Origin of the sequence: Halococcus sp. AFM35 (assembly GCF_051195015.1) — an archaeon.
Classification (GTDB): Archaea; Halobacteriota; Halobacteria; order Halobacteriales; family Halococcaceae; genus Halococcus.
Window position 1 is genome coordinate 41,090 of sequence record NZ_JBNTJU010000003.1, and the last position, 26,957, is coordinate 68,046.

A 26,957-nucleotide genomic window follows, 5' to 3' on the forward strand; every position below is an offset into this window, starting at 1 on the left:
GTCAGCGCCCCATCCGGCCGACGATGAGCGCGTTCTCGATGAGCGTCTTGTGGCCGCGGTGGAGCCGTTCGGAGAGCGCCTGATGGGTGATGTCGAGTTCGTCGGCGAGGTCATCGAGCGTCGACTCCTGAGGGATGTCGAAATAACCTGCCTCGACGGCTGCGACGAGCGTCTCGTGTTGGAGTTCGGTCAGTCCGTAGCGGTCACGGCTCTCGCCACCGAGTTCGTAGATTCGTTCGATGGTCATCGAGAGACCCTCACTCTGACAGAAATCGTAGGTCGCCGACAGCGAATCCCGGTCGGGAAAGAGCAGTCGTAACTCCCACTTCTCGTCGCGGCCGTCGGCGTTCAGCACCGTTCCGTTTTGGTCGAGCAGGACGTGCAGGACGATGCGGATGTCCTCGACCCACTCCATGCGGTAGAGCCACTCGTCGTCGAAGGCGGCGAGTTCGCTGAAGCTCTCGATGCTCGGGTCGGCCGAGAGCGCCTCGTCGAGGCTCTCGCGGTCGGTCTCGCCGGTCGCCCAGACGAACGGCATGATGCGTCGCTCTCGTGGGCGACGACGCGTTCGACTTCGAATTTCACGTGCGACAGCGCATCGAGCGTAGCCGCCAGCGCGAACTCGGGGGTCGGAATCGACAGCTCGGTGATGGTGCTCATGGGCGGGCTACCTCGCCGGCGTGCATAAACTCCGTCGGTGTTCGGCGAGCGCGGTTCGACCGGCGGTCGTCGCCTTCGAGGGGTTTCTCGCCAAACAGCGCCGCCCGGAGGACGGGCGACCCCTCGTCGCCTCGATGATCCACGTCACCGCCACGGGTGGCAGCCTGCTCGTGAGCTACCTCGTGTCCGTGGGTGGACAGGGCCGTCTGCCGCCGGCGCTCGTCTTCGGTCTCGTCGGCTTCCTCGGCACTGTACAACACACTGCCCGTCACCGAGGACAGCCTCGGGCGTGCGGTCGAGTCACGATAGGATTTTCGTGGCGGCCGCCCGAGTTTCCCCTGGCCGGCGTTCCCGACGACAAGCGTGACGCGACCCGCTTTCGCATTCTCGACGAGACCGCCGAGCACCAACCGGCGGTGAGCGCGCTGTGGGACGGGGCGTCGCCGACGAGGTATCGAGCGGTTAGCCGGCGTGTTCCCGTGCTGTCGCGTAGGCCTCGCGCACGCGCTGAAATTCCTCGTGGTCGCCGCCGTGGTCGGGATGGACGCGTTTGATCTTCTCGCGGTAGGCAGCGGTGACCTCGCGTGTGCTCGCCCCGGAGGGGAGACCGAGCACGGCGAAGGCGGCGCTCGCGGGGTCCACATGACTGTCCTCGACATCGAGGTCGGGCGTCTCGAAGGGCAGCCGCGAGCCCAGATGCACGCCCGGTAGTTCGTGTTCAACGAGTACGGCGTGGGTCGGAGAGCGCCGGAGGCGATAGTACGCCCGCGCGTCGAACGTGATGGCGACGTCGCGCTCGGGGAGATAGAAGGCGACCGACTGTCCCTCCACTGAGCGGTTCTCGACGAACGACTCGCCGATGGTGTCGAGGTACTCGCGGATTTCCCGGCGGCGCTTCGCGTCGCTTTGCTCGCGGGTTTTCCCGTCAGTGCCGCCGGCGGGGACCGTCGGGTACAGCCGTGCAGCGAGGACGAACACGCCGGTGACGAGCAAAAGCGAGCCCGCTCCGAGCGCCATTCCGACCAGCCACACCGGCAGCGATACCACCTCGGGCACACGCCGTGATAGCCGGCGGTGGTTGATAAATCGTCCGCAGAGGGCACCGAATCACAACGGCTTTGTGCGGTCTCCGTCCACCCTCCGTCGATGCTCGCGGTCTCGCCGACGACGGCGTACACGCTGTCGGTCGCACTCGGCACGCTGTTCGTGATGGCCCTCGGCGCGGTCGTCTTCCTGCCGCGGCTCGACCTCGTGTCGTTCGGGAGGGAGTTTCTCCACACCGACTGGAAGTACCTCGGCGTCGCGTGGCTGGTCACCAACGGCGTCAACACCATCGCCCACCGCTTTCACGCCGAGCAAACGTTTACGTGGCTCATCTACGAGTTCGAGGGGACCGTCGTCGCTGCCTTCCAATCGGTGGCGAGCGAGCCGCTCACCGTCATGTTTACTGCGGCGTACCTCGTCGGCTTTCCGACCATCGTGCTGTTCACCTACTTCAAACTCAAGGCCCACGACGAGCGCGAGGCACGGCGCTACGCGCTCGCGTACGTCGTTCTCGTCCTACTCGCGGTGCCGTTTTTCGTCTTCGTCCCGGTCGGGATTCCGGCGCTCTATCCGGCGGTGGCGGTCCAGCCGCTCATCTTCGACGTGAGTCCCATTATCCGAGCGGGGATGCTCGCCACGGACACGATGGTCAAGGCGTTTCCGAGCCTCCACACAGGTTTGTCGGTGCTCGCTGCGCTCTACGCCCGGAAGGCCGGACCGCGATACGCCGCCACCGCGGGCGTGCTCGCCGGTCTCATCGTGTTCTCGACGTTTTATCTGGGGATTCACTGGCTCACCGACGCCGCCTTCGCGGTCGTCTTGGTGGCCGTTGCCTACTGGGCCTCCCGAAACATTGCCCCCGAACGCGTGCTTCCGGTACCCGCACTCGGTGGCCTGCGCCCGGCCTTCCTCAGTCCCGACGAAGAAAGCGAGTGAGTTGGTTCAGGCCCGTTTCTGTATTTCCTCGCGCAGCAGTTCGCTCACTTCGTCGCCCTCCGCGCGACCACCGAGTGCGCCCATACACTCGCCCATCAGCCCCGAGAACGCGCCCATACCCTGCTCTCGCACCTGTTCTTCGTTTCGCTCGACCACCTCGATAACGGTCTCGCGCACCTCGTCGTCGCCGGCGCTCCCGAGTCCCTCGCGCTCTGCGGCCTCGGCGGGCGAGAGGGCGGGATTTTCGGCAATCGCCGCGAGCAAATCGGGCAGACTCTCGCTCGTTACCTCGCCCTCTTGGTAGAGTTCGAACAGGGAGAGAAACCGCTCGTCGCCCACCTCATCGACCGGCACGCCGTCGCGGCGGAGTTCGGTCGCGGTGCTCTCGACTGTGCCCGCCGCGAGCGTCGAGTCGACGCCGCGCTCGACGGCCGCCTCGAACAGGCTCATCCGCCGGCCGTAGGCGACCTGTTCGGCCAGTCCGGCGTCGAGACCGAGTTCGGATCGATAACGCTCGACCTTTTCGGTGAGGAGTTCGGGCGTCTCGACTCCCTCGAAGTCGAGTTCCACGGGAGGGACGTCGGTTTCGGGATACATCCGCGCCGCACCCGGGAGCGGCCTGAGATACCGCGTGGTGCCGTCATCGTTCGCTCCACGGGTCTCCTCGGGCACACCGTCGATGGCCGCCCGCGCGCGGTCGGCGACCGCCTCGATGGCTGCGGTCGCGCTCTCGGGGTCGGCGGCGACCATCGCGACCGCGTCCTCCTCGTCGGCATCGACCGCCTCGCGCAGCGCCGCGACTTCATCCCCGATGACGCCGTAGGCCGGGAGTTCGTCGGTGTGGAAGACACCACCGACGCCGTGGCGTTTGGCGTGGTCGGCGAACTCGGTGCCGAGCCGGCGGTCGGGCTGGAGTTCGCGGCCGACCAGTCCGTCGAAGCCGTCGAGTCGGACGGCCATCGCCCGCCCGTCCCCGGAGAGCGCGCCGCCGATGAGACCGCTGTCGGTGTCCGCGAACACTTCCGAGACGTCCATCGGTTCGGCCACACCCGCCTCCCGCTCGCTGAGTGCGTCGCGGACGTCGAGCAGTTCGACCTGCCTGTTGACCTCGTTCCGAACGATGTCGTCGATGTCGTCGAGGCTCTGGACGCCCTTGAGTTCGACGCGCGCGCCCTCGGCGATGGAGACGTTCACGTCCTGTCGGATGGTGCCGAGTCCGCGCTTCACTTTTCCCGTCGAGCGCAACAGCATGCCGATGCGCTCGGCGGCCTCCTTGGCCTGTGCCGGCGAACGAATATCCGGCTTCGTGCCGATTTCGACCAGCGGGATGCCCAACCTATCGAGCGCGTAGCGCACCCCGGAATCGGTTTCGGCGACCCGCCCGGCGCTCTCCTCTTCGAGTTCCATGTCCTCGATGCCGACCGCGCCCTCCGACGTGCTGATTGCGCCGTCGCCGGCGACGCGTGCCGAACGCTGAAACCCCGACGTGTTCGAGCCGTCGACGACGATTTTGCGCATCACGTGCGCTTCGTCGACGGGATTCATATCGAGCAGGGCGGCGATTTCGAGCACAGTATGAATGGCCTCGTCGTCGATTCTGTGGGGTGGTTCCTCGTCGGCCTCCACGAGACAGGTGGAATCGAAGGCCAGATACTCGAACTCGCGCTCGACGCTCGCCTCTTCGAGCGCCGCGACGTCGATTTCGCCGAGTTCGCTTTTCGTGGGGTGGAGATACCGTCGAAATCGATGGGTGGATTCCTCGGAGTCGCGCCGGTCGGTCGGACAGCCACAGAACAGTTTCGAGTCGGTGTCGAGCTGCTGGTGAATCTCTAGCCCAGCGACGAGACCCAGTTCCTCGTAGTCGTGGTCCGTGTCGTGCTCCGCGCTCATTGTGTGGCCGTGCGGCGTGGAGCGACAAAAACCCGTCCAGTCGGCATCGGGACTACTCGCCACCGGTTTCCGTCGGTGCGTCGGACGGTTCGCCCGCGCCGCGGCGTAGGGCGAGGCTCTCGCCGAGTCGCCGGCGGACCGTCTCGCGGAGGTCAATCGCCTCGCCCGTGTCGAAATCGACCGCGCGTGCGCCGCGGTCGGTGACCGACAGCGACCCGGCGGTGTCGATGGCCACCGTGGCGAGGTCTCGCCAGCGCTGGAACGGCGTCGCGGTCTGAATCACGGTTTGAACGCGGTAGACGGGGACGACGGCGGTGGTTCTCCTCCAAAATCCGTTTCGCGTCAGGACGTGCTCGGTCCCCGCGGCGTAGCCGCGATTGCGCCACTTGTAGTGGGCGGCGAACGGCACCGCGAGGAGTGCGACCAGCGGGACGTACCAAAATTGGAGCAACGATACATCGACGGCGGCGTTCGCGGCGTACAGGATACCCGTGATGACCGCGAGCACGAGCGCGTAGCGGACGGCATACCGCCGGCGGGCGCGCCGCGGCGGGCGGGAAAAGTCGGGGTCGCCGAAATCGAACCCGTCGATGGAGCGCGCGAACGCGAGGACGCGCCCCCGTTCGGCCAGCGGAATCGCGGCTTCGGACCCTCCGGACGGCCCTTCGCCGGGCGTGTAGCCGGCGGTCTCGACGGCAAGCGAGCCGTAGCCGAGCCGGCGCATCAGGACGTTCTCCCGGATGTCGACCTGTTGAATCTTATCGAGCGGAATCGAGCCGTCGTACCGCGAGAGCAGGCCCCGCTCGTAGCGGAGTTCGTCGTCGAAGCGAGTGAGCCGGAAGTCGTAGTAGCGCGCGGCAGTCACGGCGGCGCTGCCGGCCCACGAGACGACCGCGAGCGCCGCACCCCGTGGTCCGACGCCGAACGCGCCGCTCTCGGCGAGCAGGTCGGGAATCGAGATACCGAGCGTGGGCACGGCAAAGAAGAGCACCGGCAGGAGCGCCCGGAGGTCCGGCGCGACCAGTCCCAACACGACGAGATTTCGACTGTCGAGTTCGAACAGCAGTTCGGCCCGCTCCTCGCGCTCGTCTTCAGTCCTGGGTTCGCCGCTCTCGCCGCGCTTGCGTCGGCGGATGTCGCGCTGGAGGCGTTTCGCCTCCTCGTAGCTCACGTATCGGAGGTCGGCTTCGGTCTCGCCGCCCCCGGCGGTCTCGATACCGACGGCCGCGATGGAGAGCGCGCGCTGGAGTATCCCGCGCTCGATATCGACGTTTTGAATCCTGCGAAGCGGTATTTCGCGTTCGCGCCGCGAGAACACTCCGGACCCGATGTCGAGCGTGTCAGTCGTGAGTTCGTACTCGAAGCGGCGGTAGTAGAGTGCTTCGTAACCCACGCCCACGAGAAAGCCGCCGACCGCCGCCGCGATGGTGAAGACGAACCCACCGGGAACCAATGCCATCGAGGTGACGATGGTGACGACGACGAAGCCGAACGAGCCGAGTTGCACGCCACGGGGCAGCGCCCGGAAGACGAGCGAGAGCGGGTGGAGCTTCACACCGCGTCCTCCGGGTCACCCGGTTCGCTCTCGATGGCGAGTCGGCGCAAGTCCTCCCGGATGGCGTCGGCACGCTCGGGCGTCAGTCCGGGGATCGTCACGTCAGCGCCGCGAGAGCCGGCAGTATAGATGACAACGCTCGACAGCCCGGCGAGGCGTTCGATTGGGCCGCGCTGGGTGTCGACGTGCTGGACGCGGACGAACGGGACCACGGCGGTCACGCGGGTGAGGACGCCCCGTTCGAGCACGACGGCGTCGTCCTCGATGGCGAAGCACCAGACCCGATACCGAGCGAGTTCGTAGCCCATCCCGAGGACGGCGAGGGCGACGAATACCACAGGACCGACCCAGAGACCGAATTCGAGCGTGAAGCGGTCGGCTGCGCCCGCGAGCGCGCCGCCGACGAGCGCCACACCCAGCGCGACCGCGAGCCAGACGACGCGAACGCGAGAATCGAGCCGTTCCATGCGTCGAACACCGCACCGGCCCCACATAAAGCGCCGTCATCGCTGCGGCGTCGGTGTGACGCGAAATGTGTGGGATTGATACGATGACGCACGCTGGAAGCAAAAGTGCGATGTTCGACTCCGACCGCCCGCCGGCCGTCCTGCGATACTACCTCTACCGGGCGAGCAGCCATCCCGGCTTTCACTGGCCGATTTACGTCCTCTTCCTCCTGCGCAACGGTCTCACGTTCACCGCAATCGGTGCAATCGCCAGCATTCAGTCGGTGGTCGTCATCGCCGGCGAGGTGCCGACGGGCTACGTCGGCGACCGCATCGGCCGGCGCAACAGCCTCGTCATCGCCTCAGTGCTCTTTCTGGTCTCGAATCTGGCCTACCTTGTAGCGACCGACTTCGTCGGCTTCACGTTCGTGTTCGTCGCGCTTTCGTTCGGCGGGACGTTCGTCTCCGGCAGCGCGAGCGCGTGGCTCTACGACACGCTCGACGAACACCATATCGAGGACGAGTTCACGCACGTTAGCGGGCGCGCCGGTGCCGTGAGCAACTGGGCACAGACGGTCGCCATGCTTGCGGGTGGCGTGCTCTACGTCGTGAACCCCTACTACCCGTTTTACGCCGCCGTCGCTCTCAGTTTCGTGAACCTCGCGAGCGTGCTCTCGTTGCCGAAAAACGCCCAATACGCCGGTCGTGACCCCAAGGGGGCTGCCGGCACATCCACAGACGAGGCTGCGACGGCGGACGGAACCGACGACCGACTTACGATACTGGACGCCGTTCCGGTGGTCCGCGAGCAGGTCTCCAAGCCCGCGATGCGCTCGTTCGTGGTCTACATGGCGCTGTTCGGCGGCGCGCTCGTGACGGCGGACATCTACATCCAGCCGATTGCCCGCGAGGCGCTGCGGACCAGCATCGGTGCCACGCTCGCCGCGTGGAACGTCCCCGAGGCCGCGATGCTCGGCGTGCTGTACGCCTCCTTTACCGTGGTCTCGGCAATCGTCTCTGAATACGCCGGCGACGTCGAAGACCGGGTGGGCACCCGGAACACGCTCCTGTTGGTCCCGCTCGTAATCGCCACGCTCTATCTCCTGCCGCCGCTACTGCCGCTGCTGGCCTTTCCGATGTTCTTCGTGATGAAGGGCGGGCTTGCGCTCGTCTTTCCGATTTCGAAACGGTACATGAACGACCGCATCGATTCGGTGGGTCGGGCCACGGTGTTGAGCGTGGTGGCGATGCTCCGTGCGGTCGCTGGCGTGCCGTTCAGAGTCGGCAGCGGCGTGCTCGCCGACTACGCGACCCCGCTGGTCGCTGTGGCCGCCCTCGGCGCACTGTTCGTCGTCGGCACCGTCGTTCTCCATGTCGTTGCACCGCCGATGCGCGCCGCCACCGGAACCGGCACACCCGCCGACTAATACTGTCAAACGGTATTGAGTACCGAACAGCCGACGAATCGCTCGACTGCACGCTGGAGCCAGTCATGTCCTCACGAACTCCCCGTCCGACAGTCCGAGCCGGGTTCGTCTCGGACTCGGTATGGGATTCGGCACGTCCGTCGAAAGCCGGTGGGTTTGTCAGTATCAAGCCCCTACTTCTCAGCGAATGCAACCAATAAGCGACGGCGAAGCCGCCTTCGACGGCTCGACGAGCGATGGTCTCCGCACGGCAGTCGACGAACACCGCGACCCCGACCACGATGTCGACCCGCTGTTCGTCAACCGCTGGTCACCGCGAACGATGACCGGTGAGGGATTGGACGAGGAGGAACTGCTCGCGCTGTTCGAGGCTGCGCGCTGGGCACCGTCTTCATATAACAACCAGCACTGGCGGTTCGTCTACGCGACACCCGACCACGACGAGTGGGACGATTTCGAGGGTCTCCTCGCCGAGGGCAACCGCGAGTGGGCGGGCGACGCCGCGGCGCTCGTGGTCGTGCTCTCGAAGACGACCTTCGACCACAACGGCGAGCCTGCGCCCACCCACTCGTTCGACACCGGCGCGGCCTTCGAGAACCTTGCACTGGAGGGTGCGCGCCGCGGTCTCGTCGTCCACGGGATGCAGGGCTTCGATTACGACGGTGCGCGAGACCTGTTCGACCTCACCGACGAGTACGAAGTCGAGGCGATGGCGGCCATCGGCGTCCACGACGAGGACGACGCGCCCGAAGACGAACAGCCGAATCAGCGAAAGGCGTTGGACGACATCGTCTTCGCCGGCGATTTCGCGCCGAACTGAGCTACTCCTCGCGGCCCGGAATCCCGCGTTCGGTCATCGCGCGCGCATCGAGGACCTCCTCGGCTTCGCCCTCGTCGAGATACCCCTCCTCGATGACGACTTCCCGAACCGTTTTTCCTTCCTTCAGTGCATCCTTGGCCACCGTGCTCGCCTCCTCGTAGCCGATGTGGGCGTTGAGTGCGGTGGCGAGCGCCATGCTCCGTTCGACTTGCTCCTCGCAGCGCTCGCGGTCCGCTTCGAGGTTGTCGACGAACTTCTCGGCGAAGGTCTCGCTCGCGTTCGACAGCAGTTCGATGGATTGGAGGGTGTTGTACGCGAGCACCGGTTTGTAGAGGTTCAGGTCTATCTGGCCGTTTTCGGCCCCGGTGGAGACGGCGGCGTCGTTGCCGACGACCTGCACGTGGACCTGATTGACCGCCTCGGCGACCACGGGATTGACCTTGCCGGGCATGATGGATGAACCGGGTTGGTTCTCGGGCTGGTCGAGTTCGCCGATGCCGTTTCTGGGACCCGACGCCAGTAGTCGAAGGTCGTTGGCGATCTTGTGCATCGACCCCGACACGGTGCGTAGCGCGCTGTGGGCTTCGGCCATCGCGTCGTGGGCGGCTTGGGCCTCGAAGTGGTCGGTCGCTTCCTCGAAGGGCAGCCCCGTTTCGCCGGCGATGTGCTCGGCGGCGAGTTCGGGAAAGTCGGGATGAGTGTTGAGTCCGGTGCCGACGGCGGTGCCGCCGAGGGCGAGCTCCGAGAGATTGCGGGTGGTTCTGCTCACCCGCGAGATGCCCTTGTCGATCTGGGTGCGATAGCCGCCGAACTCCTGCCCTAGCCTGACTGGTGTCGCGTCCTGAAGGTGTGTGCGTCCGGTCTTCACCACCGTATCGAACTCGGCTTCCTTCTCGCCCAGCGCCGCCCGCAGGGTTTCGAGGGCGGGCACGAGGTCGCGCTCGATGGCCTCCAGCGTGGCGACGTGCATCGCGGTCGGCATCACGTCGTTCGATGACTGGCCGAAGTTCACGTCGTCGTTCGGATGGACAGCTTGAGAACCGACGTCTGCCCCGTGAAGTTCGCTGGCGCGGTTGGCGATGACCTCGTTTGCGTTCATGTTCGTCGAGGTGCCCGACCCAGTTTGAAAGACATCGACCGGGAACTGGTCGTCGTGCTCGCCGTTGATTACTTCCTCGGCGGCGTCGGTGATGGCGTCGGCCGTCTCCTCGTCGACGAGTCCGAGGTCGCGGTTTGCCTGTGTGGCGGCCTTCTTGACGGTGCCGAGCGCACGGATGAACCGCCGGTCGAAGGTGATGCCCGAAATCGGGAAGTTCTCGACGGCGCGCTGGGTCTGTGCACCCCAGTAGGCCTCGGCCGGGACTTCCATCTCGCCGAGGCTATCCGATTCAGTGCGGTAATCGTCGCTCATGCACGCCCGCTTCGCGCCGGGGTGGATAAAACCCCACGGGAACCGGCCGTGCTCTCACTCCTCGGCGGCGTACTCCTCCGGCGTGTAGGTCTTCAGTTCGAGCGCGTGGATATCCGTCGTCATGTGCTCGCCGAGTGCGTCGTACACCGACTGATGCTGGTCCACGATGGTTTCGTCCTCGAAGGCCGGCGCGACGACCACGGCCGCGAGATGGTCGTCGTCCTCACCGCGCGGTTGGGTGACAGTCGCTTCCGCGCCCTCGATACCCGACTCGATGAGTCGCTCGACTGCGGCGGTGTCCATACCTGAGGGGAGTACGCCAACGGTGAAAAACCCTCACGTCCAGCGGTCGAGACCCGATTGCACAGTTGCGTCCTCGATGCGCTCGAAGCCGCGCTCGACCTCCGATTCGGGAATCTCCCACTCGTCGGTGACGTACGCGCGGGCGGCGTCGAGGTCCGGTTCGATGTCCGTATCGAAATCGGCGTCGGTGACGTCGGGATTCAAGAACAGCTCGCGGACGAGGTCGGCGTTCTCGATGTACGCTTCCTCGGCTTCGAGCACTGCCCAGAGGTCGCCGTGCTCGCCGACGAGTTTGACGGCTGTTTTCGGCCCGATGCCCGACACGCCGTCGTTGAAGTCCGTCCCGCAGAGGATGCCCACGTCCACGAGTTGCTCCCACGTGAGGTCGTGTTCGTCGAGAGTGGCGTCGAGGTCCATGCACTCGGGGTCGCCCTTGCTCGTGAGGTCGCGGAGCGTGCATGGCGCGCCGAACAGTAGCGTGTCGTAGTCCTCGCTGCCGGCGTAGTCCACGGTTCCAGAGCGAGCCATGTGGGCGGCCTGCGCCTCGCCCTCGGCCGGTGCTTCCACTACCGGGACGTCGAGGAGACCGAGCAGTTCGCGCGTCGTCTCGTGAATCGTCTCCGTCAGGCGCTGGGTGCGCGATTCGAGCCGGGCGGCCTCGATGGCGTCGCCCGCCTCCCGCGCCTCGGCGGCCCGCTCTCTTGCCTTCTCCTTCTGTTCGCGGCGCTGCTCGATTTCGTCGGTCTTCAGGTCGGTGACGCCGCCGTCGAAGACCATCACCGGGGTGATGTCGTGTTCGAAGAACTTCGGCAGGCCCTGTACCACGCCGACGAGGTTTGCGACCTCCTCGCCCGCGGTGGTGGTATAGACCGCACCGCTGGTCCACTTGACAGTCGTGGTGAGATACCGATAGAGCCAGTTGTGCGCGTCGATGGCCACCGTCGCACCCGTAAGCTCCGAAAACGCGATTGGTTCGATGGCCGCGAGCTGGCGGAGGTCTGCGTTTCCCATTGGCTCTCGTAGGCCGGACCCGCGCTTGAATCCCCCGACTACTCGCTATGCGCTGTCTACCGGCCACGGGAGTGGCTCTGAGTGCCTACGCACCGTCCCGGTAGCCGTCAACGAACAGGTAGCCGACCCACGCGATGGCACCGGCGGCGAGAACGCCGGAACTCCCTCCAACGAGGTAGTTTCCGGACGACAACGCACGCGCTGCCAGCCCGACGAAAGCGAGCGCGATGATGCCGACCAGTCCACCGAGTACCGCTCGGTGGACCGAACCGAACAGCGTGTCGACGGCGGACGGATCCGAGGACATATCATTGCAGTTTCGATTCTGCATAGATAACCGTTTCTACTGTTTGCTGGCCGGATGTTTGATTGATTTAGCAGCGGTGGCGCGGGAACGCGCGAAGCGAGTAGACTCGCGCGAGGTCTGCGCGAGCGCCAGCGAGTGCAGGCCCGTCAGAGTGGTTCGGAAGACGCGTAGCGTCTTCCGTCATCACGGAAGAGCTTCGCTCTTCCGGACGACTTCGCTCTGACGGTGGATGACTGAGCGAGTAAACGAGCGAAGGAATCGGTTGAGGAGGGTGTGGCCTGCGGTCCCGGTCGGGTGGTGATTTATGCTGGCGCATCGAGCATCGAGGGCGGGCCAGCATCAGCCCGTGACGCTAAAAATTCCTCCTCACTCCCGGTGAGGTCGCGCTCCCGATAGACGTCGAGACCCGCCTGATAGGCCGACCGCGACCGCTCGCCCGGGCGTTCGAGGACGAGTTCGGCGAGACCCGTCTCCCGGCCGGTGTAGCCGAAGCGCGCCTTATAAAGCGCCTCGTAGGCGAATGGATTGTTGACCGCGATTCGGAGTCGCTCGTAGCCGCGGGCGAGCGCGCGCTCGGCGAGGAAGGCCGCGAGGCGCGGGCCGAGACCCTCGCCGCGGCGGTCGCCGCGAACGGTGATGTATCGGAGCCAGAGGGTGTCGGCATCGGTGCGGTCCTCGTTGAACGCGACCGCCGCGAGGACCTCGTCGTCCCACTTGCCGGCGGTTGCCTTCCGTGGGTCGCGGACGACCGCCTTGCCGGTCTGTGACATCACGAACTTGCCGGCGTAGGCGAAGTCGTGATAGTCGAGCCGGAGGGTCGGCTCGTCGACCGGCCAGCCATCGAGCGCGTACTCCATACCCGATTTGGGCGGCGGGTCGGGATAGACCCTGCGCCGGACGATTTAAACGCCGTCCGACACGAGGTAGCTCATGCACGCGCCGGGGGACGTCGCACTCTTCGAGCGGTTCGCGCGCTACTACGAGCGGTTTTCGCCCGCGACCAACGAGCGCGCACTCCGGGCGGGACTCGCGCTCGCCGACCGCGATATCGAGCGCGTCCTCGACGTCGGCGGCGGCACGGGACGAGCGGCGCGCGTTCTCGATGCCCCGGAGCGAGTGGTCGTCGACGCCGCGGCGGGGATGCTCGCCGAGGCGCGGCGGGTCGGACTCGACTGCGTTCGTGGCGACGGGGCGGCGCTGCCGATTGCCGACGACAGCGTGGACGCGGTCGTCATCGTCGATGCGCTCCACCACGTCGCCGACCAAGCGGGAGCGCTCGCCGAGGCCGAACGGGTTCTCCGGCCGGGCGGCGTGTTCGTCTGTCGGGAGTTCGACCGCGCGACCGTTCGCGGGCAGGCGCTGGCCGCTGGCGAGCATCTCGTCGGGTTCGACTCGGAGTTCTTCACGCCGGAGGAACTCGCCGGGGCGGTCGAGCGCACAGGATTGGATGCGGCGATTCCGGCCCGCGGGTTCGGATTCACCGTTGCTGGCGTCAAGCGCTGAAACGAGTGCTACATACCGCTCGCATACTGAGGGGAGTCCATGAGCGCCGTCGCCTCGCCTCCGCACGTCGATACCTCGCCGCGGACGCTCGTCGTTGCCATCGGTGACGCCGCACTGATACTGCTGTTCATCGCCCTCGGCGAACTCCAGCACGGCTACGACCTCCTCGCCCAGCCGGGGCGGGTCGTCGGCACCGCACTGCCCTTCCTCATCGGCTGGGGGGTCGCGTCCGTGCTTGCCGGCGTGTACACACTCCAGATCTATCGGTCGCTCCGGCGCTCGGTCGTCCGGACCGCGCTCGCGTGGGTCGGTGCGGTGCTCGTCGGACAGGCGCTGCGCGCCACATCGATATTCCACGGCGACTTCGCGGTGACGTTCATGCTCGTTTCGCTCGGCGTCGGTCTCGTCCTGCTCGTTCCGTGGCGCGCGGCCATCGGCTACCTCTGGCGTCCCTGAAAGCGGTCGAGCGGAGCGCACATTCTGGGTTGCATGCGTCGACGCCGTCCGCGTCGGGACCGTCCCCTTACATCATCGACTCGGAGAGGCGTGCAGGCGTGGTCGCGCTCATAACGTATGAATGGGTTTTCGGTAGATGCTTGCGTTTATCTGCACCTCCCACACCCCACCTATGGGAAACACTTATCAGTAACAATCCCATACAATGATGTATAATGGCTCACTACTACGATCTCGTGCTCGGTCTCATCCCACTCGCACTGGGCGGTATCACCACCGTTCTCGCCGCAGTCGGCGTCTCGTTCACCCTCGCCGTCCCGCTCGCGGCCGCGGTCGCGGTCGCGCTCATCGGCCACGGCATGTTCGTCAGGTCGCCCGGTGCGTCGCCCGCGCCGCGACCCGACGCCCAGAAATTCAACTCCGCCGACTGAATTCGCCGCTTCGATTCTCTCATTCTTTCAGCAAGCCACCAGTCATAAGCGCTCGCCCCGTCTTCTTCGAGTATGGCCGACGCAACCGACGGAGCGCTGTTTCTGACGAGCGCGGAGTGCGCCGAACTCGCAGCCCCCGGAGAGTACGTCGAAGCGGTCCGTGAGGGGTATCGCCAGCGCGGGCAGGGTGCGCCCGCCGCGCCACGGACGAAACTCACAAGCGAGTCTCCGCCGGGAATGCTCACCGGTTACAGCGCAATCCTGCCCGAGACGGGCGCGATGGGCGGGTATATGTACGCGGCGGGCTTCGGCGACGAGGACGCCCGCTTCATGCTCCCGCTGTTCGATGCCGATTCCGGAAGACCGCTCGCGCTGCTCGACGGCGCGAGCCTCAACCCGTTCAAGACCGGAGCGGCGGGTGCGGTCGGCGTCGATGCGCTCGCCTGCGAGGACGCGACGACGCTCGCGGTCATCGGCAGCGGCGCGCAGGCGCGCGGCCAGCTCCGTGCCGTTTCGACGGTTCGGGAGTTCGAGACCGTCAGTATCTACTCGCCCACCAAGGACAACCGCGAGAGCTTCGCCGCCGCGATGAACAAACAGTTGGCGGCGAGCGTGGCTGCCGTCGCCTCCAGTGCCGCTGCCGTCGAGGGGGCGGACGTGGTCATCACCGCGACCAATAGTCCCGAACCGGTCTTCGACGGCGCGGTGCTCGAAGACGGTGCCCATGTGACTGCGATGGGCCAGTACCACCCCGAAAAACACGAACTCGACGCGACGACCATCGAGCGCGCGACGTACGTCCCCGACCTGCGCGAGCGCGTCATGAACGACGCCGGCTCGTTCATCAACGCCGTCGACGAGGGCGTCGTGAGCGAAGAGGACATCCACGGTGAACTCGGCGAGGTCGTCGCCGGCGAGGTGCCGGGCCGCGAGTCGGCCGAGGAAATCACGGTGTTCGATTCGGGTGGCACGGGCATCGAGACCGTCGCGGCCGCCCACATGCTCTACGAGAAGGCGCGCGAGCAGGGTCTGGGGACCGAAATCGAGTTTGCACCGGCGAGCGAGGCGCTCACCGGGGAGTGAGTACCCGTCGATTCGCGGGGAAAGAATCTAATCACCCGCATGAGACGAATCCGTATGTCCGACATTCCATTCGCATCGGCGGCGGAACTCGTCCGCGAGATTCGAGCCGGCGAACGCTCGCCGGTGACAGTAGTGAACGCCTATCTCGACCGCATCGCGGCACGCAACGACGTGACCAACGCCTACGTTACGGTCATCGAGGATGACGCCCGCGAGCGCGCCCGCGACATCGAGGCGGCGATAGAGCGCGGCGAGGACCCCGGCCCGCTTGCAGGCGTGCCGGTCGCGCTCAAGGACCTCTTCGGGTTCAAAGCGGGCGTGCCGGCGACGATGGGGTCGGCGGCGGTCGGCGAGTTCATCCCCGATGAAAGCGCGGTCGCCACCGAGCGTCTCGAAGACGCGGGCGCGGTCGTTCTCGGCACCACGAACGCCCCGGAGTTCGGCCACAAACTCGTCACCGAGAACGCGCTGCACGGCCGGACGGGGACGCCGTTCGACCCCGAGCGGATTTCAGGGGGGTCCTCGGGCGGGAGCGCGGCCGCAGTCGCCGACGGGCTGGCGGCGTTCGCACAGGGGTCCGATACCGGCGGGTCGATTCGGATTCCGGCCGCCTGCTGTGGCGTCTACGGCATCAAACCCTCGTTCGGACGAGTGCCGAACGCCCTCAGACCGGATGCGTTCGGCATGGCGACGCCGTTTTCGAGTACCGGCCCGCTCGCGCGCACGGTCGAGGACGCCGCGCTCGCACTCGACGTCTTCGCCGGTCCACACCCGAGCGACCCACACAGCCTGCCCGCATCGGACACCAGCTATCGTGAGGGCACAGAACGGGCGACGGATGGCCTCGCGGTGGCGTACAGCCCCGACCTCGGGTTGTTCGATGTGGCTGAACGCGTCCGCGAGGTGCTTGGCGACGCGACGGACGACCTCGCGGGCGTCGTCGAACGGGTCGAACGCGCGGACCCGCCCTACGAAGGAACGCTGTCGGACCTCCGCTATGCGTTCACCCAGCAGACGACTGTCCTGTTCGCCTCGCTGGTCGATAGTCTCGAAGCCGATGGGAAAATCGAGGCGGGCGACCGCGAGCAGCTCATGCCATCGACGGCGACACTCGTCAGTATCGGTGAGGATTCGGACGCGCTCGGCTATAAGCGATCCGAACGCCCCCGGACCGCGTTCTACGACGCTATCGAGTCCGTCTTCGCCGACTACGACCTGCTCGTGAGCGCGACCGCGGCGGTGCCTCCCTTCGAGCACGGACGCGACGGGCCGAGCGAAATCGATGGCGAGTCGGTCGCCAACCCCGTCGTCGACTGGTGTCTCACGTGGCCGTTCAATCTCACCGGCCATCCGGTCGCATCGATACCCGCAGGGTTCGTCGATGGTCTCCCCATAGGTCTCCAAATCGTCGGTCGACGACACGCCGAGGACACGGTGCTCGCGGCGAGCGCGGCGCTCGAAGGCGTCCGTCCGTGGCAGGACGCCTATCCACCCGGCGAGTAATCAGAGATACGGCCCGAGACCGAGCGCGCGCACGAGCGGAATCCCCGCCGCGAGCGCACCGAGGAGATAGCCGCCGATTGCGCCGCCATTCAGGAGTGGAAGACCGGCGTGGGCGCGGCCCTTCATGACGAGCCAGAGCAGGACGACGAGACCACAGACGGTGCCGACCATCGCCGTGAGCGCCGGCAGCGAGAGCGCGAAGCGCTGAAACAGGGGCTCGGCAGGCGCGAAGACGGCGGCGCTCGCGACCAGCACGGCCGGCATTACCGCATCGCCCAACCCGACGAAGAAGACGTCCCGCTCGGTGGCGTCCGGCCGGTCGGCGCTCGCTGCGTCCGTGGTTTCATCGCCGCCGTCGACCTCGACCGCCTCGCTTCCGCCGTCGGTCGACGGTGCATCGCCGAGAAACGAATAGGAGAGGGTGAGCGGAATCACCAACACGACCGGGAGTTTGAGGTCCATCACGCCGTCGGCGAGCGTGAGCATGTGCTCGGTGCCATACACTGAAATGGCGTCGTAGACCGCGAGGACAGTAAGGAGAACGATGGCCGGCAGGAGACCGAAACTGATGCCGAACAGGCCAGCGGCACCCGCACCCATGACGACGCCGGCGGCATCGATGACGTACCACTCGGGGTAGAGCAGCAGGGCGAGCGCGAGCAGGGCCGCCGGGCCGACCGCGAGCGGGTTGACGGCGACGCCACCGATAGAGACGGAAACGGGAGGTGCGAGCACGGAGAAGACGTACAGCGAGATGAGTCCACTCGAAAGGATGACGAATCCTCGGAGGAGCCACTCGACGCCGAATTTGATGACCGCGAGCATCCCTGCGGTCGCCACGAGAATCGCGCCGACGTAGGCGATGCTGTTGATCGGATTCGACGGGTTCTCGACGGCACGATAGCCGGCGCTCTGGAAGGGACCGGCGAGCGCGACCGCACCGAGTTGGACCAGAACAAAGACGGCGACCGTGGCCGACCCGGCCGCGACCGCCCGCGTGCGCTGGTGCATGAGTCATCAACTCCGGGCGCGGCCTTCGGGGTTTCGTTGTCGGCGAAGGCGAAGAGTTAGGCGTTTCCGTCCCTTCTCTCGGGAAACCCCTCGCATGCGTCTCCGCTCGTCGCGGTCGGCCGCCATCCTGCGGGCGATGGCCGCCGAAACGACCGAAAACCACCTCACCTTCATGGCGGGCAGCCTCGCCTTCTACGCCTTTCTCTCGTTGATTCCACTGTTCATCCTCGCCTTCGTCGCCGCCTCGGTCGTCGGCGGCGAGGCGTTCGCCCAACAGGTCACGGGCCTGCTCGAATCGATACTTACCGATAGCGCGCGCGAGGTGCTCGCCGATGTGCTCACCGACCCGTCGGGCCAGACGGGAGCCTCGGCGCTCGGCTTACTCACCCTGCTCTGGAGTGCGCTCAAGCTCTTTCGCGGTCTCGACATCGCCTTCGATGCGGTCTACGGCGTGCGCGAGGCCAAATCGCTGCTCAAACAGCTCCGGGACGCGGTCATCGTTCTCGCCGCCGTCGGTCTCGCGGTGGGCACGGTCGTCCTCGTCGGCGGCGTGCTCGCGCTCGTCCCACTCTTTCCCGCCGTCGAACAGTTCGGTGCGCTCCTGCTGGTCGTCGGTCTCTCCGTGACCTTTCTCCCCCTCTATTATTTCGTCCCCGACGTCGACCTCTCGGTGCGCGAAGTCCTGCCCGGGACCGTGCTCGCCGCGCTCGGCTGGGCAGTGACGGAGTTCGCCTTCCAGTTTTACGTCGCCTACGCCGGCCAGTACGCCGCCTACGGCGTCGTCGGTGGCGTGCTGTTGGTGCTCATCTGGCTGTATTACAGCTGCTCGGTCCTCCTCTTTGGCGCGGTCGTGAACGTCGTCCTCGCCGGGCGCTCCGGCTATCTCGACGCCGAAGACGAATCGCTCGACGCACCGCTCGCGTTCGATTCGTCAGGTGAGGCCGGACGCTGGCGCTGGTGAGATAGGACGGGAATATGAAGTCACCATATACAGTCACGCACTGCACCGAGGAAGCATAAACCGCCGTTCGAAACTCGTACCGAACAGCTCCGATTGATAGAGAGTACCGGAAAATCCATAGCTTTGTGCAATCCGTTCCAGCAGTTGGGGGATATGGCCCGAGGAATACAGTGCGCGTATCCATCGATTCACCATCGCCAAGGGAGAGGTAACGGGAGCATCACCCCGTGTCGGTAGATGATGTCGTCGCCACGCCACTGACTAGCGCTCCCACGGAGCAAGAGGACCGATACCGACTTTTATAGAACTGCCGAAACCTCCGATATAGCGCGGCTGGTTGCGGCAGCATCCGTGTCCTATCAGCGACCACGAGCGCGGTCGTCGTCCGGACGCCCCGAATCATCCGGGTCGTAGACCCAGATCATGTTCGGCGGGTCGTGGCTCTCCATCCCGCTGTCTTCGCCGATGATCACTCGCCCGTCATCCATGACCACGATGTTGTCCGGGTTGGCGATAGTGTTCTCCGGGTCGACCGTCGAGTTCGATCCGAGTGCATGGGTCCCGAGCACTCCCGAGGCCTCCTCCTGATTCGGATTGAACGAACAGTCCGCACACACAGAGCTGGCCGAGTTGGGGCTTGCATCGTAGGGACAGCCACCACAGATGTTCGCCTCTGGACCACCCGTGATGACCGGTTCCATTCGGCCGACATCGTAGTTTTCGTCCAGTTGCATCCGGTAGACTGCGCCGTAGTCGTTGCCCGACAGCTGAACGTCGTCCTCGTCGTCGCTCATCGTCTCGTTGATCTCCGACATCGCCATGTAGAGATACTCGCCGGGTTGGGCGTCCCGCTTGATATTGACACCCTCCATCTTCCGAAATTCGTCGGTCGCGCCGATTGCACCAGCAGCACGTCGTGATTCGAGGAAGGCGACCCGGTCGTCGTCGGCGTTCCCGTTCGCCCACCGTTCGACCTCGCGCTCGGTGATGTACTCGGGGTCGTTCTCGGGGTCTTGGCCGTCGTAGTCGGCGATCCAGCCCTCGATTTCGTCCTCCTCGCCGTGAGCGAGCTCGATCCATTCGAGGGAGAACCCAGCCGTTGCAGGGTCGTCGCTCGATTCCTGATCGGCCTTCGCGGCGTAGAGCGTTCCCGAAGAGAGGTCACCCGCCTCGTCGGCGACGAACTTGAAGAACACCGTTCCGGTGCCGTCGTCGCTCATGTAGGCCGTTCGCCGGTCGGGCATGACGACGGCGTTCTCGTGGGCGAACCGTCCCATCGCGTAGTGCTTTCTGGGAGCGGGGTCGCCCGTCGGTGCTTCGAGTTCGACGATGTAGCCGTAGCGGTAGGCGTTGCCGAAGTATCCGAGGTACTCTTTCATCGTCTGCTCGCGGTTCCCGTAGGTCTGCTCGTCCGGTTCGAACCACGCTTTCGCGTCGGGTTCGTACTCTTCGGAGGTCAGGGGTGTTCCCCACGGCGAGACGGTTCCAAAGCAGTTGTTCCACGTTCCCTCGACGGGACGAAAGTCGACGTTCTCCTTGCCCAGAACCTCCCACTCGTGATTCGTGCTCTTCCCGCGGCGGCCACGCATGCGGAGGTGGAGCCGACTCACCATCCCCGGGGCGGTCTCCCAGTTGGTGAATAGGTAGGCCTCGTTCGGATGCTCGGCGGGAACGAATCCGTTGTAGTCGGGGACGTTTCCATCGGTCATCGGGTCGCCCGCCGCCGAGTACGGAACCCCGAACTGCCTTCCATCGTCGGTCGGGTCGCCACCGTTTGCGAGCGGTTGGTGACGGCCGACGGCGGTATGGACCGTCTCGCTTTCCTCCCCGTTCTCCGGGACCTGCACGCTGGCAAAGTCCTCAGGAAGGTCATCGAGGGTCGCGCCGGTGAGCGCGCCGACGGTCCCTTCGTCGTACGGATCGTCGTTTGTCGCGTCCGGATGCTGGACGTTGAAGAAGAACCGGCCGTTCTGAGTGAGGAACATACCGGTGATTTCCGCGCCACGCACTGTCGTGGCGAGACGGTTGAGCGTTGGCCCGTCGTCATGGTCGTGCTCGTTACCCCTCCCACGTCCACGACCGCGGGCAGCCACCGGGTCGCTCGCTACGCCACCAAGCCCTGCAGCCGTCAGGATCGCTATCACGTCGCGCCGCGAGTAGTCGGACATACGCTCGTTCATCCTACCGTTGCCACATCAAACTATTGCCTCTATAATAACAATGAATACAGAGAGCACAAGAGAGCAATAGACGGGTATCTGTGGGTCAGTAGTCACGGCAAAATCACCGTAACAACGCTTTTGTTCGAGCGGCGAAACAGCGGAACGTGCAACGAGCTATCACCCGCCGTGGGTTTCTCGTGCTCACGGGCGCGTCGACTATCGGCACCGGCATCGCCGGAAGCGCAAGTGCGAAGCCGAACGAGGAGACGTTCGCCACGTACAACGTCACCGACCTCCGAACCGAACAGGTTCAGTCACCGGGCGACGAGCAGGCCGCGGCCGCCGCACGCGTCATTCAGGAGGTCCGTCCGGACGTACTCGTGCTCAACGAACTCACGAACAACTACCAAGAGAGCGCCGTCAGGGACGTTCCGACCGACCGGGCGAACGCCCGCGCGTTCGCCGAGAACTACCTGAACGTTCCCCAGCACCGTGGTCTCAACGGATTGGAGTATCCGTATATCCACGTCCCGAAGAGCAACACCGGTGTCCACAGCGGGCTAGACTTGGATAATAACGGCACTATCGACGACACGCCCGGCGACCGCACCTACGGCAACGATGCGTACGGTTTCGGCGTCTATCCCGGTCAGTACGCACTGGCGATTCTCAGCCGGTATCCGATTCGAGAAGACGCGATTCGCTCGTTCCGGACGTTCCGCTGGTCGGACATGCCTAACGGTCTGCTTCCTCGTGATCCGAGTACCGAGATGTATCTCACCGACACGGAGGCCGAACGATTTCGTCTCTCCTCGAAGACCCATGTTGACGTCCCCATCGCGGTCGACGGTGATACCGTCCACGCGCTCGCGGCCCATCCCACGCCGCCCGTCTTCGACGGAGCAGGAAACTTCAATGGGAAACGCTGTCACGACGAGATTCGACTGTTCGCCGACTACGTCGCCGGAGCCGACTATCTCTACGACGATTCGGGCACGCGAGGTGGTCTCGATGGCGACGCTTCGTACGTCCTGATGGGCGATATGAACGCCGCGCCCGGCGATGCGGAGAGCCTCAGCGCTGCCACCGAGTTCTTCGTCGAAAACGACGACTTCCTCACTCGACGGTTTCCGACCAGCCCCGGCGGCGCACAGCAAGACGGCGCACGCTCGCGCTACTGGACTGCCACGTTCGAATCGCAAGTCGATTACGTCCTTCCCTCGCCGGATCTCGGTCTCCACCGTTCGGCAGTCGTCTGGCCGAGCAAAAGCGCAAACAAACGCGGTCTTGGAGACGATGTCCGCGCTGCCTCAGACCACCGTCTCGTTCGAGCTGATATCACGCTCGGTGGTTGAGCCGTCGAAGTGCTCCGGGGGTCTGTGGGGACCAGTATGTGGAGAATCGAGTCACGCAGTTGCTGATGGTCCCTCCCTTCCGCCCCTCGGGGCTTCATCGTTGTTCGGCCGACTCGTGGTGGTGGGTTGGATGGACACGTCCTCTGAATCGGTTGCGCTGGTCTCAGTCGGTCAAGAATCCCGTACACTGGAAAGTACGAACGGTTCCACGACTCACGACAGTACGCCTCCACCGGCCGGTCCGGCCATGAACAACGAAAGCGACCGCAACCGACTCCGGTTGCCGTTTCGGGGAGTACCCACAGTTAAGTCACTACCACGAACTGGACCTGTATGGCTCGCATACTGGGTCCCCTCTTGGTCCTCACGATAGTCGTCGCCAGCGGTTGTACCGGCGTCTTCGGTGGCCCGGGAACGACGACCACGGCGGCCGGACCCGCGAACGGTTCGGTGGGGACGTCCTCGGCGGCATCGACAGGTTCGACGGGCACTTCGGCAGCGACTCCCGCCGGTGGTTCGACAGTGACGGCCAATCGGTCGTACACGCTCTTCACCGGCGGCAGTCCCCGGAGCAACGCCAGCCTCGGACCCAGAACGTTCGTCGCCGGACAGCCGGTGACAGTATCCGTGACCATCGACAACAAGGAGGGACAACGAACGAATTACACGACCGTGGTACAGATCGTACGCCTCAACGGTACTGGCTCGGATGCATCGGTGACCGAACGACGGATGCTCGACCGGTTCACGACCGGCCTTGCGGCCAGCGAGAGCCGAACGACGACGCGCACCGTCGTTCCGAACATGACCGGACAACGACTCCTGCTCACGTTCTTGCTCTACAAATCCGACCCGCCGGCGACGCCGACGACCGGCAACGCCTATCAGTACTTCGGAATCCCGATCACCGTCAACAGTTCCCAGCGGACGAACCGACCGTCGTAGCCGGGCGGCGATTTCGGAGATACACGGTACCCCGTTGACGTCACTCGCTATACAGCCGCACGCCGAGCAGCGCCGCCGGGCTGTTCGTGGTATCCACCGCCAGAAACGGCCGCTCGACGGGACCGAACACGTCGACCACCTGACCCGCCGTCGAGAGGTCCTGTTCGAGCAGTCGCGTCCCGATGTCTGGATGGCTCTCGTCGGGCGTGCGCACGATGGCCAGCCCCTGTGCGACGCCGACGACCTCGCCGGCGCGTTTCATTCCCGGAGTGCGGTGACGTAGGCCGCGATGGCTTGGAGAAGATCGGATTTGCCGTCGTCGTCGGCGTCCTTGATGAGGACGCGGCCTCGTGGGGCGTACTCGCGTGGATACGTCTTCTCGCGCTCGATGGCCACATCGTAGCCGACCTGTCCGGCCGCGCGCGCGATTTCGTCGACGGTCGGCTCCGGGACGGCGACGCTTCGGGGCACGCGCCGGCCCTCGCTGCGACTCAACTCGGCATCGAGATAGGCCGGCCAGATGACGTTCTCGACCATACGGCGGGTTCGCCGCCCGGCGGATAAACCGCTTGTGACACGCTCTTAGGTCCGTCGGCCGAGCAGCGCCGCGCCGAGGAGCGCGATGGCTGCCGCCAGCACGCCGAAGCCGGGACCGCTCCCCGAACTCGTCGTGGTGCCCGCGTCGGTGCCGGTCGCTCCGTCGGTCGCCCCGCCGGACGCATCGACGGCGGTTTCTGCGGTGGTGTCATCAGTCGATGCGCCACCGTCGGTTGCGACCGTCGTTCCGGCTTCGCTCGTGGTCGTCGCGGTCGCGTTGCCACCATCGGCCGCGGTCGGCTGTGCGGTGGTCGTGTTGCTCAGGTTCGCCTCCTGCATCGCCTCTGGATGGAGGTTTCGGGCGATTTTCGTCATCGGAACCACCACCCGGGGACCGGGCTGGCTGATGAGGTTGGAGCTGACGACGACGGTCTGGTTCCGCTGGATTGCCGTCGTGCTCGCGTACGGTTCGCCCGTGGGAATCGCCGTGGCGTTCGATGTGATTATCCACTCCGGATTCCGCTGGGCGATGGTCTCGTTGCTGATCGGTTTGTAGCCCTCGATGCCGGCGTTCGCGGCGATGTTGTCGCCGCCGGCGGTCTCCATGACCGCGTGGATGAACGTCCCGTTGCCTGCCGCGAAGCCGCCACTCATCGGGTACAGCACCCGTGGGCTGTCCGCCCCCTCGACGGCCTGCCGGATGGTGTTCACGCGCTCTCTGGTGTCCGCGGCCGTCTCCGCCGCTTCCTCGCACGCACCGACGAGCTCGCCCGTCCGATTGGTCTTCGCGTAGATGTCCGCGAGCGAGCGTCCGAAGCCGAACTTATAGACCGTGAGTCCCGCCCCGCGAAGCGTTTCGACCGTCTCGTTCGGGACGATGTTCGGCGCGAGCACGAGGTCGGGTTCGAGTCCGACCACCTGTTCGGTGGCCACGGTGAACCCATCGGCCCGATAGATGTTCGTCCGGTTGGCCGACCCGTTCAGATACGCCGTCGTGGGATTTACCGGCATCCCGACGACCTTCTCCTTCGCGCCGACCTCCCACAGCGTCTGGGCGGTGCTCGCCCCGAGCGCAACCACTCTTTGAGGTTCGTTCTCGACGGTCACCTCGGTTCCCGTGGCGTCGGTCGCCGTTACCGGGAACGAACAGTTCGCGGTCTGTGCGGGATGGGACCCCAGTTCGGCCGGTGCCGCCGCGGCCGGCCCGATACCGGCGGCCACGACCAACAGTACCATCGCCGCGCTCGCTACCTTCGAGAGCATATACACGAAGCCTGTGGCGGTGTGCAATAAGTATTTACCTAACCCAACCGCAGTTGGTGTCATGGATGGCGAGGCGTCCACGGCTGTCGCGCCGGCCGACGCCCACAGCACGGTCGGCTCGCGCGCACTCGCGTGGTCGGTCGGTCTCTCGGTCGCGCTGGTCGTCGCGGTCCTCGCAAGCGCGACGCTCGGGCCGGTCGGCATCGGATACGAGGTCGTGGCGCGGGTGATTCTCGACGCGCTTCCCTCGTTTTCGTTCGCGGTTCCCGAGACCGCCGCGACAATCGTTATGGACATTCGACTGCCGCGCATCGCGCTCGCGGCGGTCGTCGGCTTCGCCCTCGGCGCGTCCGGGACGGTGATGCAGGGATTCTTCCGAAACCCGATGGCCGACCCCTCGATTATCGGCGTTTCTACTGGGGCGGCGACGGGCGCGGTCGCGTGGATCGTCCTTCCAATCGGACTGCCGTTCGCCCTCGGCTTGCAGGGGTCGGCCTTCGCCGGCGCGCTCGTCGCCGCCTTCGGGGTGTACCTCATCGCCACCGAACATGGAAAAACGCCCGTCGCCACCCTCCTGCTCGCCGGCGTCGCGGTCCAGACCTTCCTGGGGGCTGTTATCTCCTATCTGATGCTCCAGTCCGGCGAGAGCCTCGAACGGGTGACTTACTGGCTGATGGGCCATCTCCACAACGCCGGCTGGAGCGACGTCATCACGACGCTGCCGGTCGCACTCGTCGTTGTCGCCGTGCTCGCGGCCTACGCGCGCGACCTCAACGTCCTCCTGCTGGGCGAGAACGAAGCCCATTCGCTCGGCATCGAGGTCGAACGCAGCAAGCGCGTCCTGCTCGCCCTTTCAAGTGTCTTGACTGCCGGCGCGGTCGCGGTCTCTGGCGTCATCGGCTTCGTCGGACTCATCGTCCCCCACGTGATGCGCCTGCTCGTCGGTCCCGACCACCGGATTCTGTTGCCGACGAGCGCGCTCGCCGGCAGCGTCTTCCTCGTCGCTGCGGACACGCTCGCACGCTCCGGTCCCGCCGAATTACCTGTAGGAATCGTGACGGCGGCGGTCGGCGCACCCTTCTTCCTCTATCTGCTCCGTCGTCGGGAGGTGCATGCGTTGTGATCGCCATCGAGGACCTCTCGGTGGCCTTCGATGACGTGCAGGCGCTCGACGACGTGCACCTCGGCGTCGAGCGCGGCGAACTCGTCGGGCTGGTCGGGCCGAACGGCGCGGGCAAGAGCACGCTCGTGGGTACCATCAACGGAACCCTCGAACCGACGGCCGGCACGGTCGAGGTCGCCGGCGACGAGGTGTCGGACCTCTCGGCGCGTGCGCTCGCCCGCCGGGTGGCGACCGTCCCCCAAGAGACGAGCCTCTCGTTTTCGTTTCCCGTCCGCGAGGTGGTGGCGATGGGTCGGACCCCCTACCGCTCGCGGTTCGAGCGCGTTTCACAATCGGACCGTGAGCACACCGAACGGGCGATGGCGCGCACCGACGTCGCGCGCTTCGCCGACCGGACCATCGACGAGGTAAGCGGGGGCGAGCGCCAGCGGGTCGTGGTCGCGCGCGCACTCTGTCAGGACCCCGATGTACTCCTGCTCGACGAGCCGACCGCCAGTCTCGACATCGACCACCAAGTACGGATTCTCTCGCTGGTCCGCGAGTTCGTCGCCGAGGGGCGGGCGGCGCTCTGTGCGATTCACGACCTCTCGCTTGCCGCGCGCTTCTGTGACCGGCTCGCACTCGTCGCCGATGGGGAACTGCTCGCCACTGGTGCTCCCGGGGACGTCCTCACGGAGTCGAACGTCGAGCGTGCCTTCGGGACCGACGCGGCGGTGACGAGTCATCCGGTCACCGGAACGCCCGACGTTACGGCGCTCACCGGCGACGAACCCCGAAGAACGAATCCACCGACGGTGGACGACTGATCGGACCG

General features: G+C 65.8%; 29 protein-coding genes. 13 read left to right on the forward strand and 16 right to left on the reverse strand.

Annotation, left to right across the window (positions count from 1 at the left end):
• Position 1: 1 nt before the first annotated feature.
• The 3 genes from ACQUQO_RS03195 to ACQUQO_RS03205 form a co-directional block, all read right to left on the reverse strand.
• Complete coding sequence (locus tag ACQUQO_RS03195) at positions 2-538, reverse strand: helix-turn-helix domain-containing protein (protein ID WP_435076499.1); 537 nt, start codon at positions 536-538, stop codon at positions 2-4.
• A 118-nt stretch (positions 539-656) separates the two neighbouring features.
• Positions 657-932, reverse strand: a complete 276-nt coding sequence (locus tag ACQUQO_RS03200) for a hypothetical protein (RefSeq protein WP_435076500.1) — start codon at positions 930-932, stop codon at positions 657-659.
• A 190-nt stretch (positions 933-1,122) separates the two neighbouring features.
• Positions 1,123-1,716, reverse strand: coding sequence for a J domain-containing protein (locus ACQUQO_RS03205; RefSeq protein WP_435076501.1), 594 nt, complete (start codon positions 1,714-1,716; stop codon positions 1,123-1,125).
• A gap of 90 nt (positions 1,717-1,806) precedes the next feature.
• On the opposite strand from ACQUQO_RS03205, the gene ACQUQO_RS03210 reads away from it, so the two are divergent.
• Positions 1,807-2,640: a phosphatase PAP2 family protein gene (locus tag ACQUQO_RS03210; RefSeq protein WP_435076502.1), complete on the forward strand. Its 834-nt coding sequence runs from the start codon at positions 1,807-1,809 to the stop codon at positions 2,638-2,640.
• 6 nt (positions 2,641-2,646) lie between these two features.
• On the opposite strand, the gene gatE is transcribed toward ACQUQO_RS03210, so the two are convergent.
• From gatE to ACQUQO_RS03225, 3 genes are read right to left on the reverse strand one after another with little or no spacing between them, the layout of a single operon-like run.
• On the reverse strand, positions 2,647-4,530 hold the full coding sequence (gatE, locus tag ACQUQO_RS03215; RefSeq protein WP_435076503.1) for a Glu-tRNA(Gln) amidotransferase subunit GatE: 1,884 nt from the start codon (positions 4,528-4,530) through the stop codon (positions 2,647-2,649).
• Positions 4,531-4,582: 52 nt separating this feature from the next.
• Positions 4,583-6,085 (reverse strand): PH domain-containing protein, encoded by a 1,503-nt coding sequence (locus ACQUQO_RS03220; RefSeq protein ID WP_435076504.1) that lies wholly within the window; start codon positions 6,083-6,085, stop codon positions 4,583-4,585.
• Positions 6,082-6,552: a PH domain-containing protein gene (locus tag ACQUQO_RS03225; RefSeq protein ID WP_435076505.1), complete on the reverse strand. Its 471-nt coding sequence runs from the start codon at positions 6,550-6,552 to the stop codon at positions 6,082-6,084. The genes ACQUQO_RS03220 and ACQUQO_RS03225 overlap by 4 nt, the downstream gene beginning before the upstream one ends.
• A gap of 110 nt (positions 6,553-6,662) precedes the next feature.
• Between ACQUQO_RS03225 and ACQUQO_RS03230 the strand changes: the two genes are divergently transcribed.
• Together ACQUQO_RS03230 and ACQUQO_RS03235 are read left to right on the forward strand one after the other, a co-directional pair.
• Entirely contained in the window at positions 6,663-7,958 is a 1,296-nt protein-coding gene (locus ACQUQO_RS03230; protein WP_435076506.1) for an MFS transporter, read from the forward strand.
• A 187-nt stretch (positions 7,959-8,145) separates the two neighbouring features.
• Positions 8,146-8,778, forward strand: coding sequence for a nitroreductase family protein (locus ACQUQO_RS03235; RefSeq protein WP_435076507.1), 633 nt, complete (start codon positions 8,146-8,148; stop codon positions 8,776-8,778).
• A 1-nt stretch (position 8,779) separates the two neighbouring features.
• On the opposite strand, the gene ACQUQO_RS03240 is transcribed toward ACQUQO_RS03235, so the two are convergent.
• The 5 genes from ACQUQO_RS03240 to ACQUQO_RS03260 form a co-directional block, all read right to left on the reverse strand.
• Positions 8,780-10,189 carry a class II fumarate hydratase gene (locus ACQUQO_RS03240; protein WP_435076508.1) on the reverse strand — a complete coding sequence of 470 codons (1,410 nt, stop codon included), beginning with the start codon at positions 10,187-10,189 and terminating at the stop codon, positions 8,780-8,782.
• A gap of 54 nt (positions 10,190-10,243) precedes the next feature.
• Positions 10,244-10,492, reverse strand: a complete 249-nt coding sequence (locus tag ACQUQO_RS03245) for a BolA family protein (protein WP_435076509.1) — start codon at positions 10,490-10,492, stop codon at positions 10,244-10,246.
• A gap of 33 nt (positions 10,493-10,525) precedes the next feature.
• Positions 10,526-11,503, reverse strand: a complete 978-nt coding sequence (gene fen, locus ACQUQO_RS03250; RefSeq protein ID WP_435076510.1) for a flap endonuclease-1 — start codon at positions 11,501-11,503, stop codon at positions 10,526-10,528.
• 85 nt (positions 11,504-11,588) lie between these two features.
• Positions 11,589-11,810, reverse strand: a complete 222-nt coding sequence (locus ACQUQO_RS03255) for a hypothetical protein (RefSeq protein ID WP_435076511.1) — start codon at positions 11,808-11,810, stop codon at positions 11,589-11,591.
• A 302-nt stretch (positions 11,811-12,112) separates the two neighbouring features.
• Positions 12,113-12,667 carry a GNAT family N-acetyltransferase gene (locus ACQUQO_RS03260; protein ID WP_435076512.1) on the reverse strand — a complete coding sequence of 185 codons (555 nt, stop codon included), beginning with the start codon at positions 12,665-12,667 and terminating at the stop codon, positions 12,113-12,115.
• A 73-nt stretch (positions 12,668-12,740) separates the two neighbouring features.
• Between ACQUQO_RS03260 and ACQUQO_RS03265 the strand changes: the two genes are divergently transcribed.
• From ACQUQO_RS03265 to ACQUQO_RS03285, 5 genes are all read left to right on the forward strand, one after another.
• Entirely contained in the window at positions 12,741-13,313 is a 573-nt protein-coding gene (locus ACQUQO_RS03265) for a class I SAM-dependent methyltransferase (RefSeq protein WP_435076513.1), read from the forward strand.
• Positions 13,314-13,352: 39 nt separating this feature from the next.
• Positions 13,353-13,769, forward strand: coding sequence for a DUF3054 domain-containing protein (locus ACQUQO_RS03270; RefSeq protein ID WP_435076514.1), 417 nt, complete (start codon positions 13,353-13,355; stop codon positions 13,767-13,769).
• A 215-nt stretch (positions 13,770-13,984) separates the two neighbouring features.
• Entirely contained in the window at positions 13,985-14,200 is a 216-nt protein-coding gene (locus ACQUQO_RS03275; protein ID WP_435076515.1) for a hypothetical protein, read from the forward strand.
• A gap of 72 nt (positions 14,201-14,272) precedes the next feature.
• A complete protein-coding gene (locus ACQUQO_RS03280; RefSeq protein ID WP_435076516.1) occupies positions 14,273-15,283 on the forward strand; it encodes an ornithine cyclodeaminase family protein in 1,011 nt (336 codons plus the stop codon).
• A gap of 54 nt (positions 15,284-15,337) precedes the next feature.
• Positions 15,338-16,786: an amidase gene (locus ACQUQO_RS03285; protein WP_435076517.1), complete on the forward strand. Its 1,449-nt coding sequence runs from the start codon at positions 15,338-15,340 to the stop codon at positions 16,784-16,786.
• Here the strand turns inward: ACQUQO_RS03285 and ACQUQO_RS03290 are convergent, their stop codons facing one another.
• A complete protein-coding gene (locus tag ACQUQO_RS03290; RefSeq protein ID WP_435076518.1) occupies positions 16,787-17,797 on the reverse strand; it encodes a presenilin family intramembrane aspartyl protease PSH in 1,011 nt (336 codons plus the stop codon).
• Positions 17,798-17,891: 94 nt separating this feature from the next.
• Here ACQUQO_RS03290 and ACQUQO_RS03295 point away from each other — a divergent pair, with 94 nt between their 5' ends.
• A complete protein-coding gene (locus ACQUQO_RS03295) occupies positions 17,892-18,758 on the forward strand; it encodes a YihY/virulence factor BrkB family protein (protein ID WP_435076519.1) in 867 nt (288 codons plus the stop codon).
• Positions 18,759-19,117: 359 nt separating this feature from the next.
• Here the strand turns inward: ACQUQO_RS03295 and ACQUQO_RS03300 are convergent, their stop codons facing one another.
• A complete protein-coding gene (locus tag ACQUQO_RS03300) occupies positions 19,118-20,926 on the reverse strand; it encodes an alkaline phosphatase PhoX (protein ID WP_435076520.1) in 1,809 nt (602 codons plus the stop codon).
• 158 nt (positions 20,927-21,084) lie between these two features.
• Between ACQUQO_RS03300 and ACQUQO_RS03305 the strand changes: the two genes are divergently transcribed.
• Both ACQUQO_RS03305 and ACQUQO_RS03310 read left to right on the forward strand, forming a co-directional pair.
• Entirely contained in the window at positions 21,085-22,275 is a 1,191-nt protein-coding gene (locus tag ACQUQO_RS03305; protein WP_435076521.1) for an endonuclease/exonuclease/phosphatase family protein, read from the forward strand.
• A 333-nt stretch (positions 22,276-22,608) separates the two neighbouring features.
• Positions 22,609-23,220: a DUF1616 domain-containing protein gene (locus tag ACQUQO_RS03310; RefSeq protein WP_435076522.1), complete on the forward strand. Its 612-nt coding sequence runs from the start codon at positions 22,609-22,611 to the stop codon at positions 23,218-23,220.
• Positions 23,221-23,260: 40 nt separating this feature from the next.
• Here the strand turns inward: ACQUQO_RS03310 and ACQUQO_RS03315 are convergent, their stop codons facing one another.
• Genes ACQUQO_RS03315 through ACQUQO_RS03325 form a run of 3 tightly spaced genes read right to left on the reverse strand, consistent with a single transcriptional unit; the run spans position 23,261 to position 25,020 of the window.
• Positions 23,261-23,482 (reverse strand): H/ACA ribonucleoprotein complex subunit GAR1, encoded by a 222-nt coding sequence (locus ACQUQO_RS03315; protein WP_435076523.1) that lies wholly within the window; start codon positions 23,480-23,482, stop codon positions 23,261-23,263.
• Entirely contained in the window at positions 23,479-23,757 is a 279-nt protein-coding gene (gene srp19 / locus ACQUQO_RS03320) for a signal recognition particle subunit SRP19 (protein WP_435076524.1), read from the reverse strand. The genes ACQUQO_RS03315 and srp19 overlap by 4 nt, the downstream gene beginning before the upstream one ends.
• A 45-nt stretch (positions 23,758-23,802) precedes the next feature.
• The gene (locus ACQUQO_RS03325; protein WP_435076525.1) at positions 23,803-25,020 is read right to left on the reverse strand and encodes a PGF-CTERM-anchored ABC transporter substrate-binding protein; all 1,218 of its coding nucleotides are present in this window, start codon (positions 25,018-25,020) and stop codon (positions 23,803-23,805) included.
• Between the two features lie 61 nt (positions 25,021-25,081).
• Between ACQUQO_RS03325 and btuC the strand changes: the two genes are divergently transcribed.
• Together btuC and ACQUQO_RS03335 are read left to right on the forward strand one after the other, a co-directional pair.
• Entirely contained in the window at positions 25,082-26,143 is a 1,062-nt protein-coding gene (gene btuC, locus ACQUQO_RS03330) for a vitamin B12 ABC transporter permease BtuC (RefSeq protein WP_435076526.1), read from the forward strand.
• Positions 26,140-26,949 (forward strand): heme ABC transporter ATP-binding protein, encoded by an 810-nt coding sequence (locus tag ACQUQO_RS03335; RefSeq protein ID WP_435076527.1) that lies wholly within the window; start codon positions 26,140-26,142, stop codon positions 26,947-26,949. The genes btuC and ACQUQO_RS03335 overlap by 4 nt, the downstream gene beginning before the upstream one ends.
• The last annotated feature ends 8 nt before the right edge of the window (positions 26,950-26,957 follow it).